Origin of the sequence: Ruegeria sp. HKCCD6157, from assembly GCF_013110685.1 — a bacterium.
Taxonomy (GTDB): Bacteria; Pseudomonadota; Alphaproteobacteria; order Rhodobacterales; family Rhodobacteraceae; genus Ruegeria.
In genome coordinates this window covers 1,984,686-2,000,921 of sequence record NZ_WVRB01000001.1, presented here as the reverse complement: position 1 = coordinate 2,000,921, position 16,236 = coordinate 1,984,686, and the positions used below count along the sequence as shown (strand labels likewise).

9 protein-coding genes are annotated in these 16,236 nt (G+C 58.6%); 6 read left to right on the top strand and 3 right to left on the bottom strand.

The window, feature by feature from the left end; all coding sequences use genetic code 11:
- The first annotated feature begins 258 nt into the window (after window positions 1-258).
- The 6 genes from GS612_RS09630 to GS612_RS09605 are packed head-to-tail and all read left to right on the top strand — an operon-like array spanning window position 259 to window position 10,371.
- A complete protein-coding gene (locus GS612_RS09630; protein WP_171639776.1) occupies window positions 259-1,002 on the top strand; it encodes a hypothetical protein in 744 nt (247 codons plus the stop codon).
- A 48-nt stretch (window positions 1,003-1,050) separates the two neighbouring features.
- Entirely contained in the window at window positions 1,051-5,280 is a 4,230-nt protein-coding gene (locus tag GS612_RS09625) for a PKD domain-containing protein (RefSeq protein ID WP_171639775.1), read from the top strand.
- A gap of 16 nt (window positions 5,281-5,296) precedes the next feature.
- Window positions 5,297-6,694, top strand: coding sequence for a S8 family serine peptidase (locus GS612_RS09620; RefSeq protein WP_171639774.1), 1,398 nt, complete (start codon window positions 5,297-5,299; stop codon window positions 6,692-6,694).
- A 30-nt stretch (window positions 6,695-6,724) separates the two neighbouring features.
- Window positions 6,725-7,180 (top strand): hypothetical protein, encoded by a 456-nt coding sequence (locus GS612_RS09615; protein WP_152457484.1) that lies wholly within the window; start codon window positions 6,725-6,727, stop codon window positions 7,178-7,180.
- Window positions 7,173-8,147, top strand: coding sequence for a polyprenyl synthetase family protein (locus GS612_RS09610; protein WP_171639773.1), 975 nt, complete (start codon window positions 7,173-7,175; stop codon window positions 8,145-8,147). The genes GS612_RS09615 and GS612_RS09610 overlap by 8 nt, the downstream gene beginning before the upstream one ends.
- A 1-nt stretch (window position 8,148) precedes the next feature.
- On the top strand, window positions 8,149-10,371 hold the full coding sequence (locus tag GS612_RS09605; RefSeq protein ID WP_171639772.1) for a geranylgeranyl reductase family protein: 2,223 nt from the start codon (window positions 8,149-8,151) through the stop codon (window positions 10,369-10,371).
- A gap of 168 nt (window positions 10,372-10,539) precedes the next feature.
- Here the strand turns inward: GS612_RS09605 and GS612_RS09600 are convergent, their stop codons facing one another.
- The 3 genes from GS612_RS09600 to GS612_RS09590 all read right to left on the bottom strand — a co-directional run bounded on the left by GS612_RS09600 (window position 10,540) and on the right by GS612_RS09590 (window position 16,186).
- Window positions 10,540-14,829, bottom strand: coding sequence for a thiopeptide-type bacteriocin biosynthesis protein (locus GS612_RS09600; protein WP_171639771.1), 4,290 nt, complete (start codon window positions 14,827-14,829; stop codon window positions 10,540-10,542).
- Between the two features lie 38 nt (window positions 14,830-14,867).
- Entirely contained in the window at window positions 14,868-15,260 is a 393-nt protein-coding gene (locus tag GS612_RS09595; protein WP_171639770.1) for a hypothetical protein, read from the bottom strand.
- A 254-nt stretch (window positions 15,261-15,514) separates the two neighbouring features.
- Window positions 15,515-16,186 carry a GntR family transcriptional regulator gene (locus GS612_RS09590; RefSeq protein WP_171613558.1) on the bottom strand — a complete coding sequence of 224 codons (672 nt, stop codon included), beginning with the start codon at window positions 16,184-16,186 and terminating at the stop codon, window positions 15,515-15,517.
- Window positions 16,187-16,236: the final 50 nt, after the last annotated feature.

Genomic DNA, 16,236 nt, shown 5'->3' with positions numbered 1-16,236 from the left:
GGGGCCGCGGGATGCTCGCACAATGTGGCGGCGTCACGATTAGCGGTTTTGCTTGAAACCACCACCCCTGGCCGTGGCGCGAGAAGGTCCAGCACTGCCATTGTCGATAGATGGTCAGGGCCTTTATTCCGGGTTGCATTTCTCGCGACAAACCCGTCCGATAAAACCAGCGACGCGACAAATAAAGCTACGCGATCGGGTTGAAGTCAGCCTTGCGGCCTCTCCGGCTCATTGACGGAATCGCTTTAAAAATATATCGTGAAGGAAGACTCCCAAAGTATCTATCTATCAGTTCCAAGCGTTCAAGAGTTACGTTTATTTCGTAATTGGAAGGCTGCTATGGCTACGTTTCAGGACGTTCAAGCAGCAGTGCATGATATTGCTGCCCGTTTGAATGTCACCCCAGAGCTTGCTCGTGCTGCGCTGATTAACCCCGTGTTGGCGCTTGAGGAGCTTGGGTTCGAATTGGACCTTTCTGGCCGACTTGAGCTGGAGGACAGAGCGCGGTTCTCCAAGAAACAGATCGTTGAACGCAAAAGCTTGCGGAAGAAGATTTTCGCCGCGTCCGGGCATGAATTTGATCCCGGGCAGGAACACGACCTTGCTGTGGTACTTTTCGACGAGTTGAAGCTGGTCGATGAGGCTTCGAAACGCCCTGACCTGTCTCCCTTGTCCTTGCCGATGCGAAAAGTGCGCTATTCCACCTCCAAAGTGAAGGTGGCCAGGGGCAAGGCATCGGAAATCGCGCGTCGATTTCCCGGGAAAGCCAAAGGCAAATCCGTCGCCGGGATCGATCCAAGTTTGATCGAGCCCGTGAAGATTCCCGACCCGCTGGAAGCACTGGGCAAGGCGCACAAAATCATCGCTCCGTTACTTGCCTACCGGCAACTTGATGCATCGACACCGCGTTTTGCGACCGAGGCGCTGTATCGTGCCGTGCGAACCGGGAAACGTAGGCTAGTCAATATCACGCCCCGCGCCGTTGTCACCGGCACTGCTTGAAGACACCCGGGCGCGATTCCCTCGCGCCGTCACACCGAGGACGTCAGGATGGCAAATACAAGAGGATATCAAGTTGTCGTCGAAGCCTCGGAAGAGGTCCTGCGAAAGGTCATTCGGGGGGCGTGGAAGTCCGCGGAATGCGACGATGATCCCGGCGATGAAGGCCGCATTCCCGAATTCATGGATGTTCCCGCAGGAGAAACCTTTGGCGGTTTTGTCGTAGCTGACGGGTCGGTTCAGATTCCCGAAGACCAGTTAGACGCCAGCTTGCGCCCGGACATCACCGGTGCCGAAATTCAACTTGGTGTCCTGATCCAGATCGAAATCGAAAACCCCCCGGTTCCATCGGCGCAAATGCTGACGATGACGGCCGATCTTGCTGCGGCTGCGCCGATCGGTCTAATTCCCGGGCGTCAGGATGTGGGATGGCTGTTGGATGGCCTGCCTCGCAACCAGGTGTCCGCCACGCTGACCAGCGGCGATCCGATTGCGTCCAATATCGAGTTGTTCGCAAGTGAATTCGTGGACAAAGCCTATGAGAACGGCGGCCCCGGCGGCCCGATCGATCCGGCCTTTCCCTCCATCCCCCATGTCATCGATGAGACCGAGCTGCAATTCGCCTTGGGAGCTTTGACGACGGATGTCCATGCGGAAATCTTCAACGACGCCTTGGATGCGGCGCACGATATTGAAACCACCGTGTCAGGCGGTGACATAACAATTTCGCTGCCGGTTTATCTGCGGATGTTCAACATTGTCGTTGGGCCGACGGTACAGCTTTTTTTCAATCCTCAGGATCCCATGGGGATCGAAACGCGGATCAACATCACGGCACCTTTCAATCGGGTCGGTTCGGAATTCCGCACGGATTTGAACGCGGCCACCGTTACCGTGGACGCGATCAACCCTGCCGGTCCGGAATATGGGCCAGAGGGTGACAATTACATCGACAACCGTGATCAACTGGCGGCGATCCCGTTGGTCGCGATTGACCTTGACGCCCAGATATCCAGCGAACTGGTGTCGCGGGGGCAGGAATTGGCCAGTGGGCTGGGCGAGATTTCAATTGCGGCCCCGACAGTAGCCGAGATCGAAGAATTCATCGGCGACTTTTTTCATCAGGATCTTGAGGCCCGCGATTTCGTTTACATCTGGGGACCAGAGGCAACGGACGAAGAGTTTGAAGTCGACAGCATCACCGTTGGTGTGACAAACGAGTTTCTGGCGATCGCCTTGAACGATGATGGCGGCGGTGACGTAGGCGGGCTTGCCAATTTCATTCCTGCTGACAGGGATTTTGCAATTGCCATCAGCGCGGCCCAGGTCGAAGCATCGATTGAAACGGCGCGCATCGAAGCCGAATTGTCGGATGATGACCTTCCGAAGACCTTTACACCTGACGGGCGCGAAGTCCGGCTGACCGATCTGGACGTGAGCCTCAGGACTGGGGCGATCAGAATATCGGGCAAGGTGACGGTCGTAGACGCGATCCTGGGCAGCATTGATGTGGATGCCGACTTTTTCAATGATGTCGGATTGCGCTGGCAGCCGAATGGTTCGCTGGGCCCAACAGGTGGACAGCAAATGGATCACTTTGAAATCGACAGCGATGTCGATCCCGAAGAATCCGTGCTGCTTTGGGTGCTGACGGCAATCGCCGCGATATTGTCATTCGGCGCTTTCGGAATTCTGGGCGCATTGGTCGTTGTGATCGTGGCCCTTGTCGTCCGGGGAATTGCCGAAAGCATGGGCAGTGAAATCCTGTCAGATGAAGTTACGAATACAGTCACGGGTATCACCGGCTGGCCGGAGAACCTTGCCAGGATCGGGCGGGTCGAAGCGGTATTCTCGGACCCGATCGTGATTGATACCGACGGTCTTGAAATTGCCGGAGATTTCACGGTCATAAGCAGTTGCGAAGCCACGGATGTCGTCCCGGCGGATTCGGGTGGTGCACGGTCGGGTGCGGCCGCATCGGCCATGTCGCTTTCGGCTGCGAATGAACATCCTGACGCGGGGTACGAGTGGTTGCCGGGTGACGGAACACCGGCCGCGGTCTTGCCCTCGATTCAGCATGTCTATGCTGCAAGTGGTGTCTACACCGCAAAACATGCGCTGACGATCAACCAGCCGGGTGGCGCGCGCAGTCGCAGTTTCTCGCTTGTTACCGTCGAAAATGTGCCGCCGACAGTGGATGCCGGCCCTGATCTGACGGTGCAGGAGGGTGAAGAGGTCACTCTGGTCGCACGGTTCCGAGATGTCGAATACCCCGACACCCACGAGTCCATGTGGTATTTCGGTGATCACCACGCGCCCAAACCCGGCGTGATTTCTGAAACCAATGCTCCTCCTGCGGTGACAGGCACGTCGACCGTGACCCATGCCTGGTGCGACAATGGCGAATACACCGTCACGGTGCGTATTCGCGACGTCAACGGCGGCGAGGCCATCGACACCTTGCGTGTCACCGTCACCAATGTTCCGCCCGAGGTCGAAGCTGGCCCGGACCTTTATGCCTATGTCTGCACACCGATCACGCTTGTCGCCGATTTCCGGGATCCCGGATGGTGCGACACGCATACGGCCAAGTGGGATTTCGGCGATTGCAGCGAACCCCGCACCGCCCTGATCGAGGAAACGAACGAACCACCGGCAGCCGAAGGCACGGCGACCGCCTCGCATATCTATGAAAACTGTGGTGACTTCCGGGCCGTCTGTACCGTCATGGATGACGATGGCGCCTTTGGCCAGGACGACCTGACCGTCCGGGTCGTGCATTTGCTGAACCCCGGTTTCGAAGATGGTTTCCGTTCGCTTCCAGCGGGCAATGTCGGCCGATTCTGGACACCCTATGCATGGCTGACCGACTTGGCAGCCTTTCACGCCGGAAAGGGAAATCCCGTTCCGCAATTGGCCCCGATCCCCGCCGATGCCTTTGACTGCGAAGGGTGCATCGTCCGGACCGGTGACAGGTCCCAGCGGGTCATTGCGCAGCGCGGCCTTCGTGTCGGGCTGTGGCAATCGCTGGGTTCTAACCCGGGATGGGATTATGAGTTCTCATGTTGGTTCGCGAAGGAGACCGGTGACGCAGGCGGCTATGCTTTGGGGTTGGATCCGCGCGGTGGTGATGATCCGCGGGCGCCCTGGGTGGAATGGTGGACCGGCAACCTGGACGGTGCCTGGCGGCAATTGCGGGGCCGCGTGACGGCGGAAGCCGAAGCCGTGACGGTATTTCTGGAGTTCAGCGGAGATGATCCGCGCAACGATGCGCTTGGCTACATCGATGATTGCGCCTTCATCGCGATTCAGCCGCATTGTCCGGAACAGCCGAAGCCCGATCCGGAAATCCCCCCGCGTGAACGTTGCATAGATTTTCGCGGCCAGAAACTGCCTTCCCGCCATCCGGTATTGAACGTCGGCGGTGTGCGGTTCCTGCCGACCAAGGGCAGCGTTCTTCAGATCATTGGCGGGTTCCAACCGCAAGGCACACCCAAACTGTTGCTTTCCATTGCCGGTGTTTTTGCCCATCTGCCGGTCGTTGCTGACTGGGCCCGCCTCAAGCTGAGCTTTGCTGGCGGAAAGCCCGTAACGATCATCGCACTTGATGCGGCGGGCACTGTCCTGACGACCCAGACAGGAACGCAGCAGCAGGGGGTACAGATCATCGAGGTTCAGGCAAGCGGCATGGTTACAATCGCCATTCGCGCGCAGGAAGCGGCGTTGATCGAACTGTGTTTCCGCCCGGAACACCCACGCAGTACGCCCTCGGCTGAGCCTGAACCGGGGCCCGGCATTGTCGTGAACCCGCGCTTCGATCGCGCCGTCGCACCAGCCATGTTCAGTGCAGGGACGACCACGGAGGACAGAACCTTGACCGAAACCAACAGCCCCCATCCGTTCGGCCTGTCCGAGGCGGCTTGGGGCAAGCTGGATACTCAGCTGCAATCGGATTTGGCGAAGGCCGCAACAGACGGCGATGATGGGAACTCGGTGCAGGTCATATTGCGCTTGGCGCCAGGCACCGAAGGCAATGCGCCCTCTTTCCGGCGCGCCGAAACGAAGGCACGCGAAGATTATTTCCGCCGACGCACACGGCCCCTGGTCGGTACCCTGGAAAACCTGGGCGGTGACGGGATTGCCGAACTGTGGCTGATAGACAGTGTTGCCGTTGAACTTTCGCCCGGGGCCATCGCGACAATGGCCAACGATCCTTCCGTGGTGATGATCACCCATTCCACTAAACGTCAGGCCATTCCTGAAAACCCCACAAGACCATGATCTAAAGGAGCACGAAATGTCCGAGTTAAGCCGGGAACACGTTGATCGCTTCGAAAGAGCGGAACGTCGTGAAATCGAGAAGCTTCGTGCCGAGTTTGGCAGCGAGTCCATCTCGAAGATGGACAGCATTATCTTACGCGACCTCTTGGCCAACCGAAAAGAGGCGCGCCTGAACGCTCTGCTTGGCCAAACCGAAACCGCCCAGCTTCCCCGGCATCGCGTGCTGGTCTCGCTGCGCAGCGGCAGGGCATCGCCGGATCGCCCGCCCCGTGCGTTCGACCGGCGCCAGCGCCGCCGTTCGATCATGCAACACCGGCGCCATGGTGAAGACGTGGTGGGTAAAATCGCCAAAAGCTTTGAAGAGCGGGGGATTGAGGTCGAACGGTCGTTTTGGCTGACTCACAGTTTGGTTGTCCTTGCCGATGACCAGCGCCTTACGGATATCGCGGGGCGCGCCGATGTCCTGAAGATGGCTCATTGCAAAAACCAGATCCTGATCGACCTGGACAACAGTCGTCCGCTGATCAATGCCGATGTCGTGGAAGCCAGCGGGATCAACGGTGCCGAAGTGGATGTTGCCGTTCTGGATACGGGCGTGGACCAGACACATCCCGAACTTGCCGGAAATTTCGGCACCCAACAGGATTTTACCGGCGAGGGCTTAGGCGACCTGAACGGGCACGGTACGCATTGTGCGGGTGTTGTCGCCAGCAATGGCGCGACGTTCCGTGGTGTCGCCACGGGGGCGGTGATCCACGACTACAAGCTGCTGGATCAGTTTGGCAGCGGGAACGCTCCCAACTGCGTTGCGGCAATCCAACAGGCCGTCGCGGACGGGATGGATGTTCTTTCCAATTCCTGGGGCTTTTCCCACAGAAACGGCAATTGGGTCGATCCGGACGGAACATGCGTTTTATGTGTCGCCGCTGATGCGGCTTCGACCGCCGGGGTGACCTTTGTGGTGGCCGCGGGCAACGAGGGAAATGACAGTTGCGGCACCTATGACACACGCATTCGCTGTCCGGGTATTGCGCAGAGCGTGATTACCGTCGGCGCAAGCGATGACAGCGACAACATGGCCGGTTTCTCCAGTCCCGGACCAACGCCGGATGGACGCGACAAACCGGATGTCACCGCCCCCGGCGTGGATATCGTCGCATCGCGATCGGCGACCGGCAATGACATGAATGGCGGCGCGACGGTGATAGATCCGCTTCATCTCGAGGCCAGCGGCACCTCGATGGCCTGCCCCCATGTCGCAGGGGTCGCGGCGCTGATGTTGCAGCGAAACCCGACACTGCTGCCGGCAGACATCAAGGCAGTTCTCATGGCCACCGCCGTCGATATCGGCGCACCGACCACGCAGCAGGGCGCCGGGCGTGTGGATGCTCGGGCGGCGGTCGGCTCGGTTTGATTTGGATATTTTGGAACGGAGGATACGAACGTGGCAGACTATGAACAGCGGATGCAGCCGGAAGAGGGTGCAAAGGCAGTCGAAAAACTGGCCGAAGATGCTTTGGCGGGTTTCAAGGCGGACGCCAAGAAGGAATATGCTGAACTGGTCAAGCAGTACGAGGGCGCCAGTGCAACGGTTGGTGTTTTTGGTATGGGGTCGGTCGAAGTTTCGGTGATGAGCGGTGAAGTTCTCATCAACCCGAGCCAAAAGCGCAAAGGGAAAGGCCGGGGCGTCGGCGCGATTTCACCGGAAGCACTTGTGGCCATATCCGAAGGCAGGATGACCGTAATGGACGCTTTCCACCGTGGTGAGATTGTCGTTCGCGCCGAGTCCGCAGCATTGCACGAGGGCTACGACAGTTTCATCAGGAACTCCGAAGCGGCGCTCAGGTCGAAGCGTTTGCAGAAGACGCTGGCGCAGTTCCGCAAGATTGCGGATGTCTGACTGGTTGCAAGACGAACAGGTCCGGGCCACGATACCCCAGGTTGAAGCATCCATGTTGGATGCCGTCGCCTCGGACCAGCCGGGATTCGAAGAGATAGCCCACTGGCTTATCGGGGCTGGCGGGAAACGGTTGCGGCCAATTCTTCTGCTGCTTACCGCGCGAAGCCTCACCGACACAGAAGGCCGCAACCGCGCAATTCAGGCGGCGGCGGCTGTCGAAATGATCCATGTGGCGTCGCTCTATCATGACGACGTCATGGATCGGGCCGAACTTCGGCGTGGAGCGGAAAGCGTGAACCGTCGCTGGTCTTCGCCCATCGCCAGCTTCGCCGGAACATTCATTCTGGCCCGTGCAATAAACCTGTTGGAGTCCATCAGCCCAAAGGCCCCTGAGCTGGCTGGCAAACACTGCGCTGCGCTGTGTCTGGGGCAGTTGCGCGAAGCCGAAAACGCCTACAACGCCGATTGGACCATTGAAGAGCATCTTGAAATGCTCGAGGGCAAGACGGCCGAGCTGTTTGTTCTCGCCGCATCGTTGGGGGCGATGTTGGCGGACGTAAGTGATCAGGATCGAGACGCACTGATCACCTATTCAAAGTGCCTGGGCCTTGCGTTTCAACTGCGCGACGATGTTCTGGACTACATTGCAAGCAGCGCGGAACTTGGAAAGGGGTCCGCCTCTGATCTGCGCGAAGGGGCCTATACGATGCCGGTGCTCCTGTGCCTGGGTCAGAACGGTCAGGCCGCCGATGAATTGCGAGCCAGGTTGAGGCTGGCTGAAATGCAGGATGCAGACGTTTCGCGTGCTGTGGAAATCATTCGCAATTCGGGTGCAGTTGAAGCCACGGAACAGCTGGCGCGGGACAAATCCGAGGCAGCCGTTACGGTCATCTCGGGGCTTGACGATCATGTGCTGCGCGCCTCGCTGGCAAACCTCGCCCGGCTTTCGGTCGAAAGGAGGGCCTGACATGGGCGGTTACGGCCCTTTTGCCGAGGATCTGCCGCTTGCGACACCTGCGGAGGCCGCGGCCGAGATATGGGACGCCGTCATTGTCGGTGCGGGGCCCGGCGGCAGCGCTGCCGCCATCGAGCTGACGCGCAGAGGTCGAAAGGTCATTCTGATCGACCGTGAGGACTTCCCTCGGGACAAAAGCTGTGGAGACGGGATCACCCGGTCCGGTATCTCTCAGCTGAAACGTCTCGGTATTCTACCTGCGCTTACAGATCAGCAGGAGGTCGAAGGTGTGCGTGTCCATATGCGCAACAGGGGCCACCGGGATTTTCGATACGAGGGAGAAGACGACTATGGGCTGGTTGTACCCCGTTTGATACTGGATGACTGTCTTTTGCGTCAAGCCCGCGCGGAAGGAGCGGCTTTCTTGCCGAAATGCCGCGCCGACGATCTGGTAACGGATGAAAGCGGGACTGTCACAGGTGTCACCGCTCGGATGCAGGATGGCACGACAGCGGTTCTGACCGGGTACATTGTCATCGCTGCAGACGGGGCCGCGTCTCGATTGGCGAAAGCAGCGGGATTGCGGGAAACACCGGAACAAGGCTATGGCACCGCGCTTCGCGGTTATGTCGATGGCTGCGGAGACACTCCGCCACTGCTCGAAATAATGCTGCCTTTGACTGATGTTACGGACCGGTATTTGTTGCCGTCCTATGGCTGGGCGTTCCCAACGGGGAAGGGAACTGCAAATGTCGGTGTCGGGCTGTTCTGCAGGGCGTTTGACACCAATGTCAGGACATTGTTCGATCAATTTCTGGACGTGCTCCGCAAGGATTATCCGGAATATTCGGGCATTCAGTTGTCCGGCACGACCTTGGGGGCACCGCTGAGATTCGATTTCGCACCGGAACGCGCCGCCCATTCGGGTCTGTTGCTGGTTGGGGACGCCGCCGGTCTTATCAGCCCGTTTACAGGCGAAGGAATTAGCTTTGCGCTGGAATCCGGTGCGCTTGCGGCGCAAACCACTGATCGATGTCTCCGCACCGGGGCAGGCCCTTGGGTGGCGGCAGACGACTACGCGCTTTTGTTGGGGGATCGCTTTTCCGGGTACTTCACGCTCGGGAACCGCGCAAGCCGCCGATACGAGTTCATCTGGCGCGTGTTGGACGATACGTTCGAAAGCGAAAAGCCGGTCCACAACATGCTGCGCCGCGCCGTTTTGGTGCCTGAAGGCACTGGCGGTGATGTGGAAAGCGCCATGTTGGACGATGTGTCGCCCCTTGTGCGAGTGCCCGAGATGCCGCTTGGGGACGACCTGCGCGATGTGGGTGCGCGCCTCAATCACATCGTACGCACCGATTGGCCGTTTCTGACGCGCATGTCCTTCGCGGGCAAGCGGGCTGACATGGTTGCGTTTCGACCTTCGCTGTTGCTTTTGCTGACGTCCTATCTGGGTGATGTTGAGGCAAAACGACGTCGTGCCGCGGCCACGGCGCTGGAGCTTGCGTATCTGGGGTTTCTTGCCCAAAGCGGCATTCGAGGGATCGAGGCTGCGGCCGCAACAGCCGACGCCACGGCCAACTGGGGCGACAAGCTTGGGATACTCACAGGTGATTACCTTTTGGCGAAGGCGCATGAAGTCGGCGCACGGGACTGCCCGGATCTGGTGCCATCAATCCTGAGCGCCATGGCCTCGGCCTGTGAAGGCCGAGTGTCCGAGCTTCGGACTGCATGGCAACCGGATATGGCTGTCGAAAAGCGCATCGCGCAGATGCGGCAATGCATGGCTGCATTCTTCCGACTGCCTTGCGAACTCGGCGCGATGCTTGCCGAACAAAACGATCTGTCAGGTGCCCTTCGCGACTATGGCGAGAATCTTGGCCTCGCTTACCTGCTGACCGAGGATGAACTTGCCCTGGACCGCCCCCCGGGCAGCACCCCATTTGCGTCAGACCTCTCGAGCGGCCTGTTCAGCGTGCCTGTTCTCGAGGCAGCCCAGCGGCAAACGGGGGGCGCAGCGGCCCGTGCTTTCCTCAGTCACCGCGACCCAGCGCGGTTTTTGGCAGAGCTTTCTCCGGCCACGCGCCATATCAAGAGGCAGCAATTGCCCGAAGAATACCGCGATCAGGCAATAGCGGCGCTAAGCCCCGTGCCACGGGGCGGCGTGGCAAAATCGCTTTCGGCGCTTGCAGGTTACGCGGTAAGTCGACAGGTCCCAAAACGCCGCGTGCTGTAAAAGTGTGATCCAGGTTCCGAGGTGTCCCGCTGTCGGTCAAAAGCGCAGTGATCCACGTTTCCTTACCTCATGCGCCGGATGCTTCACTCAGGGGCAGGGGGTATGTGTGGACAGCCCATGTTTCGGACGGAGGGTTCAGGTTCCAACCGGCTGCCATGAGCATGCCGCCTAGGACGACTTCCACCCGTGGTTCAATTTGGTTCGATAATGTCGACACAGCGCCTCGTGGATGACCGCCTCTTCCGCGGCGGTTCCCCAGTGGAGGATCCGGTTGATGGACATATGAGCGAGGCTTCCCAGAACGTCGGCCAAGCTGTTTCCCAACCGGCCATCCTGTTCTTCTCGCTGAAGGCGTCCAATATCCGGATAAAGCCTGGCCGCACGAGCGTTCCAGCGCGATGGCCGCGAATGAATGCCTTTGCCTACACCGAGTTCACTCAGAACAACGCATGCACTTTTCCATTCCTTTCCAGTAGCACGACGCGCAATCCGGCGCGACGCCGGGCCGCCCCCGTAGTTTTGTGAACAGCGCTCGGAGATCGCCAGCCGAACACCTGTGGGCAGTTCCAAATCTTCGAACAGGGCATCGATACTGGCGGCTGACGCCATCCACCGTCTGGACCGGCTGATCTTCGGATCGTTGAGTACGTCAAGCGCAGTGATCGAGTCGGCGCCGAATATCCTCTCGCATGCGCCGAGCCCCAGTTCTCCGCCGTAGCGCGCCGTTTCAGGCAGGTATTCGTCAACAAGAAACCTGTCCACCAATCCACCGGCCGTTTTCTGCAAGTGAACAAGCACCCGGTTCCTCAGAACTCTGTCATGATCGTTTGAAAATTTGATGCGGAGGCGCAGTTCAAGTTCCGGGTCTGCATATCTTACGAAGAACCAGTTCTCGATCAGGTTGCGTTTCTGCCAAAGCGTCAACCTGTTCGATTGCAGTTTCAGGAACTGTTCCAGCTTTATGGCATCCCCGAAAAGCCGCAGATACAACCATGATCCGGCCTCATCAGTGCCGTGCCCCAGCGGTTGCCATGCGGTCGGGTTGGCATCGTATTCGACAAAGGACGTATCAACGGGCTTTGCTGGGGCATAAACCAGTTCAGAGGCCAATCGACCATGCGGCGAGTCGATCCACCAATCCTTGGGCGCCGGAAGGTACTCGCAGATCGAAAGCGGCCCTTTTTTCAACGTCTTGGTCAGGTTGGCAGTGGAAAAGGGGTTGTCAAGATCCCATGGCGTGGCCATGTCGCTGGCCTCATCCGTAGGGGCCACATATCGCGGCAATTCCAGTTTTTGTCGGTTTGCTTCCAGCCAGAATTCCGCTTTGCCTGACCTGACCACCTCTGTCGGGATACAAAGCCGCCACCGTTGCGGTGCAAGGACCACATTTCCAGCACAGACCCTGGGCAGCCGGTTCCGATTGCTTTGCGATTGCCACGACCAGATCACCGACGGTTGCCGCATGTGCATGGCGATGTCGATGAGCAGAAGATAGACAGCCGGCGCCCCGGGAGGGCTTTGGTGCGCAGCATGCAGCTGTGGAATGACCTCGACGCCTTGGCTGCCCCAGAACAGCCGGAACCGACTGCCATCGTGACGAATCCACAGATCGTGCAGCGGAATCCTCCTTTCCGGCGGCAACCCGCTGTCGCCGAGGATCTCGATAACATACCGGGAAAGGCTGGCGCGCCTCAGGATGTTTGATGACCGGGGGTCCGTGGCGCACAGGATGTCTGCTTCGACAATTGTCGAATCCTCTTCACGCGTGGGGCTGTGTTGCATCAACGCGTCTGCGATCAACTGATTTCGCCTTGAGAAACGGCCGAAAATCGCCTTGGGCCCGCCCGGAAAAATTCCTTCGGGATAGGCCGTCCAGACGGGGTTGTGCCCGGAGCTGCGTCCTACTTTGCTCAGAAGAACGCCATCTTGGATGGCGAAAGGGGCCTGATCCGTGTTGCGGGCATGCAGGATCTCGATATCCTGAGCGCAAAGCACCCACTTGCGCGCGTCCCAATCGGGTTCCAGCGGAAATTCCTGAAGGTTTTGCCTGGGGGCATCACTTGACGACTCCGTACCTGTAACGAAATCCATTCGCAGCGGCATGCCGAGATATGCAAGCCCGCTTTCGGCATCCACGGCCTGACCTAGCAATACGGCGCGGTCACCGTAACGGTCAAGGAAACGCCGTTCAAATTCCAGAAAACGGTTTGGCTTTGGGACGCGAAAGCCGATCTTTTCCAAAATGTTCCATGCGTCGGTCAGTGCCTGCACCGCGCGCAGTGGAGTTTCCAACGTGCCGACGCAATGCGCATCGACATGCAGAAAATCACCTCTCCAACCCGGGGCGAAAGAGTCAGCTGTTCGCCCCAGTTGCTTTAACGCGATCATCGAAGGAATTTCACGCGCGGCATCAAGAGCACGCCCGAGCGCCGCCAAGCCTCTCTTTTGACGGGCGGTCATATCTCTTTCCAGCCGCTTCAGGGATCTGGCGGTTGCGTCATGCCCCAGAAGTATTGGGTCTTTCTGTGGAATCAGAGCCTCGGACCGACAGAGATCCGAGATTGTCACGGCAGATTTGAAAAGGCGGTCTTTGAGGGCCGTTTCCAGATCGGAAATCGGGACGGAATCGACATCAAAGATGAACTCTGCCAGATCGGAATCCGCCGCTGCAATGATCTGTTCGTGGTTCCAGGGCCCGTCGAGATCACCGTTGGTTATCCAGTGCAGAACGTCCTGTTCCCACCAGGCCGATGGATTGCACCGCACCCTCGTGCTTTGCGTTTCGGCGAGTCCGGCGGCAATATGAGACAAAAACCCACAGTCCAGATCCATATCCAGATGGTGGTCTGCCACGGTTACGATGTCCTTGCCTGCAACAGGTACTGCCGTGCCCACTGCCGCGAATGCGCCGAACGGCGTCGGGCGAAAACACATTCGGTAAACAAACCGATACAATGTGCCGAGGACTGCGGGGGAGAGGCCTTCGCCTTTCTCGATTTCCCGCATGACCTTCGAGAAAAAACCGGGTCGTGCTATGAACAACGACAAGGCAAAGGACGGATCGCGAATTAAATCTGAAGCACGCTTTTCCAGATCCTTTTTTCGGGTGCTTTTTGTGACTCCGCCAAGATCGTGCTGCGGTGAACGCGTACAAACACGAATTCCGAGGAACGGACGAGAGTTGTGCGGTTCCGGATGGGACGGGCAGTGAACATTCTGTTCAACATCCAGCCCCATGAACTTCAGATATCCGAGGTAACCCGGGTCCCTTAGGGCAAGCAGTGCCAACAAAACGCCGCTCGACCCGGTCAAAAGATCCGTCGATTGAAACGTCTTCCAGCCTGCGCCGATCGCGGGAAGCCCGTCCGGGCTCAATTCCCGTTCAACGAGGGACAAAAGCCGTTTGGCGTGCTTTTCAATCAGAGGATCGACGTCTGCTTTGGAATAAAGCGATCGAATGGCAAGGGCCATCACCACAATTCCGGCATCGCCATGGCACAGCCCGCCGTCATTGATACCCGTCTCATGAAAAGGTCTGTCGACGCAGGATATCAGAACCCGCGATGCGACATCGCGTATTTCGTCCTCCATACCCACCAGCCTCGCCGCCGCGAGCGCGGTGTATATGATGCCAAGGTCGCCATAACACCACGCAAGACGTGACGGTACCTCCCAGGCATGACTGAGCGCTGACATGCAGGGAAAGCAGGATGACAGGCCGCTGTCTGAAAACGCGCCCTGGTGCGAAAGCAGAAACAGGACCGCGTCTCTGAGGTCTTCGATGTGTCGTGGCGTGAACGCGTGCCGCCGACCCAGGCGGGCCTGAGCCAGAACGGCGCCGGGAGAACCATGCGCCAGCCCCATGTTGACGAGGTACCGCGTTGTTTTCAGGGGGCCGGTCTCGTCTTCCGGTGAGGAAAAAGGTTCTGTCCACGCAAGCCCCCGTTTTGTTCGTGCCGAGTGCCTCCAAAGCTCCTCTGACAAACGCAGGCACAGCGACTTTCCCCCAAGACGGGCCGTCCGGGATTTCGGTTCGCACAGAAATACGGATATACCCGCAAGACCGGACACGTGATCGAAGTGCCCCATCCAGGGGGCTTCGAGAAGGCGTTGCGCAACCGAACGCAGGGCACGGTCAAGCGCCAGTTGCGCTTCGGGATCGTGTGGATTGGCGTCCAGAGCATGACAGGCCAGCAACCCAAGGCCGGCGCGGCCATCGAACAGAGAAACAGGGGCTCCGCGCAGGTCTCGGTCGCAAGCCCAAATGGTCGCAAGGCGACGTGACGCGGCGGATCGCACGCGATCATCTTTCAGAAACTTGTCTGCCGCCAACAATGCCAGCGCCTCTCCGGCGACGGCGCTTCCCAGTCCGATTGCATCAGTTCTGATCGGGGCCGCAACAATCGACCCTGCAATGGACTGTATTGCCGCTTCAATCCGCGTTGTCGAAATAGACATGGGCAAAACAATTTTCCCCGCCAAACGGGATTTGTCATTCAGCAGGCGTTTGGATGGCACCCTTTGCTGCTGGCACGGATGCTGCACCAATTCTTGCAGCAATTCTTGGCCCAGCTGAACGTGCGGCGCGTCGGAGCGCCAACGCTGCCGGCGTCAACGAAGCCGAAGGCAGGACCGGTGGACGTGGGATTGAAATCAGAAGAATGATAACCCTGCTCGCCCAGGGATTCGATGGATGTCAAAAGCGCGTCCACGCGATGTTCGACGGTTTCCAGCCTGTCTTCCGGGCCTGGTTCCATGACGCGCATCAACTGGTCGAGGCGCTGCTCGATCGCGGTCAGCCTGTCATCGACAGACCGACATTCCGGATCTGTCTTTTCGCTTTCGGTGTAATCGTGTTCTTTGCGATTGTCGTTTTCGTCAGCACTCATTTCTCTCTCCGGAATCTGAGGTGGTCGAATAGTCGACTTGGGACCGCCTGTGGAAAAACGTGTCGTTCAAATATCAACTCCGATGGAATCGGAGGGTCTTTGCAATGAGAGATTTCAATAATAGACGAAAATGACCGTTTTGTCATGAAGCCGTCAGAACAGCGCGCGGATATCTTGATGGCATTGCACACGATGCATGAGCCGGTTTCAGTCAGGCGAACCGGCGCGGTCCGCTTTGCCTATGGTTCTGTGCGTCAGCCGTTGTCCGCTTCTTTCAGCCCCTCGATCTGCAAATCGAACCCGGCCTGAATATGGGCGGTAAAGGTTTCCAGTGCTTCTGTTACGTCTCCGGTTTCAATCGCGTCGACAAGCGCCTGATGATCACCCAGAGACTGTGAAATGTCGACATTTTCGATGGCGGAAAACAGGTGAAAGGCCATGGCCTTGCCCCAGATCATGTCGAACATGTCCAGTAGGAATTTGTTTCCCGCTTCAACCATGAAGGCGCGATGAATGCGCCGATTGGCAATGAAGTAGTCGCGCGTCGTAGGGTTGGTCAGGTTTTCCTCACGACGAATCAGCTCGCGCAAACCGTCCAGAACCGCAGGGTCTGCGTGGGCCGCGAGAATCCGGGCGGCCTGACCTTCGATTGCGGCGCGGGCCTGATACAGTTGCCGGACTTCGGCTTGATCCATGCGTGCCAGCCGGAAACCACCGCTTGCGGCGACTTCCAGAACCCCTTCGGTTTCCAGCCGCATAAGGGCTTCGCGAACCGGGGTTCGGCTGATGTTCAGTTCCGCTGCCAGCTTTTCCTGAACCAATCGGTCTTCGGCAGAGATTTCGCGGCTCATTATGGCTTCGACCAACTGATCATAAACCTCGTCCGCCAGCCGTCTGCGCTGTGTTTTTATCTGTTTCAGAGCCACTCGGAGCCTCTCTTTCCGTGTTTTGTGAATTCTGTATTCAAAAAAGCATC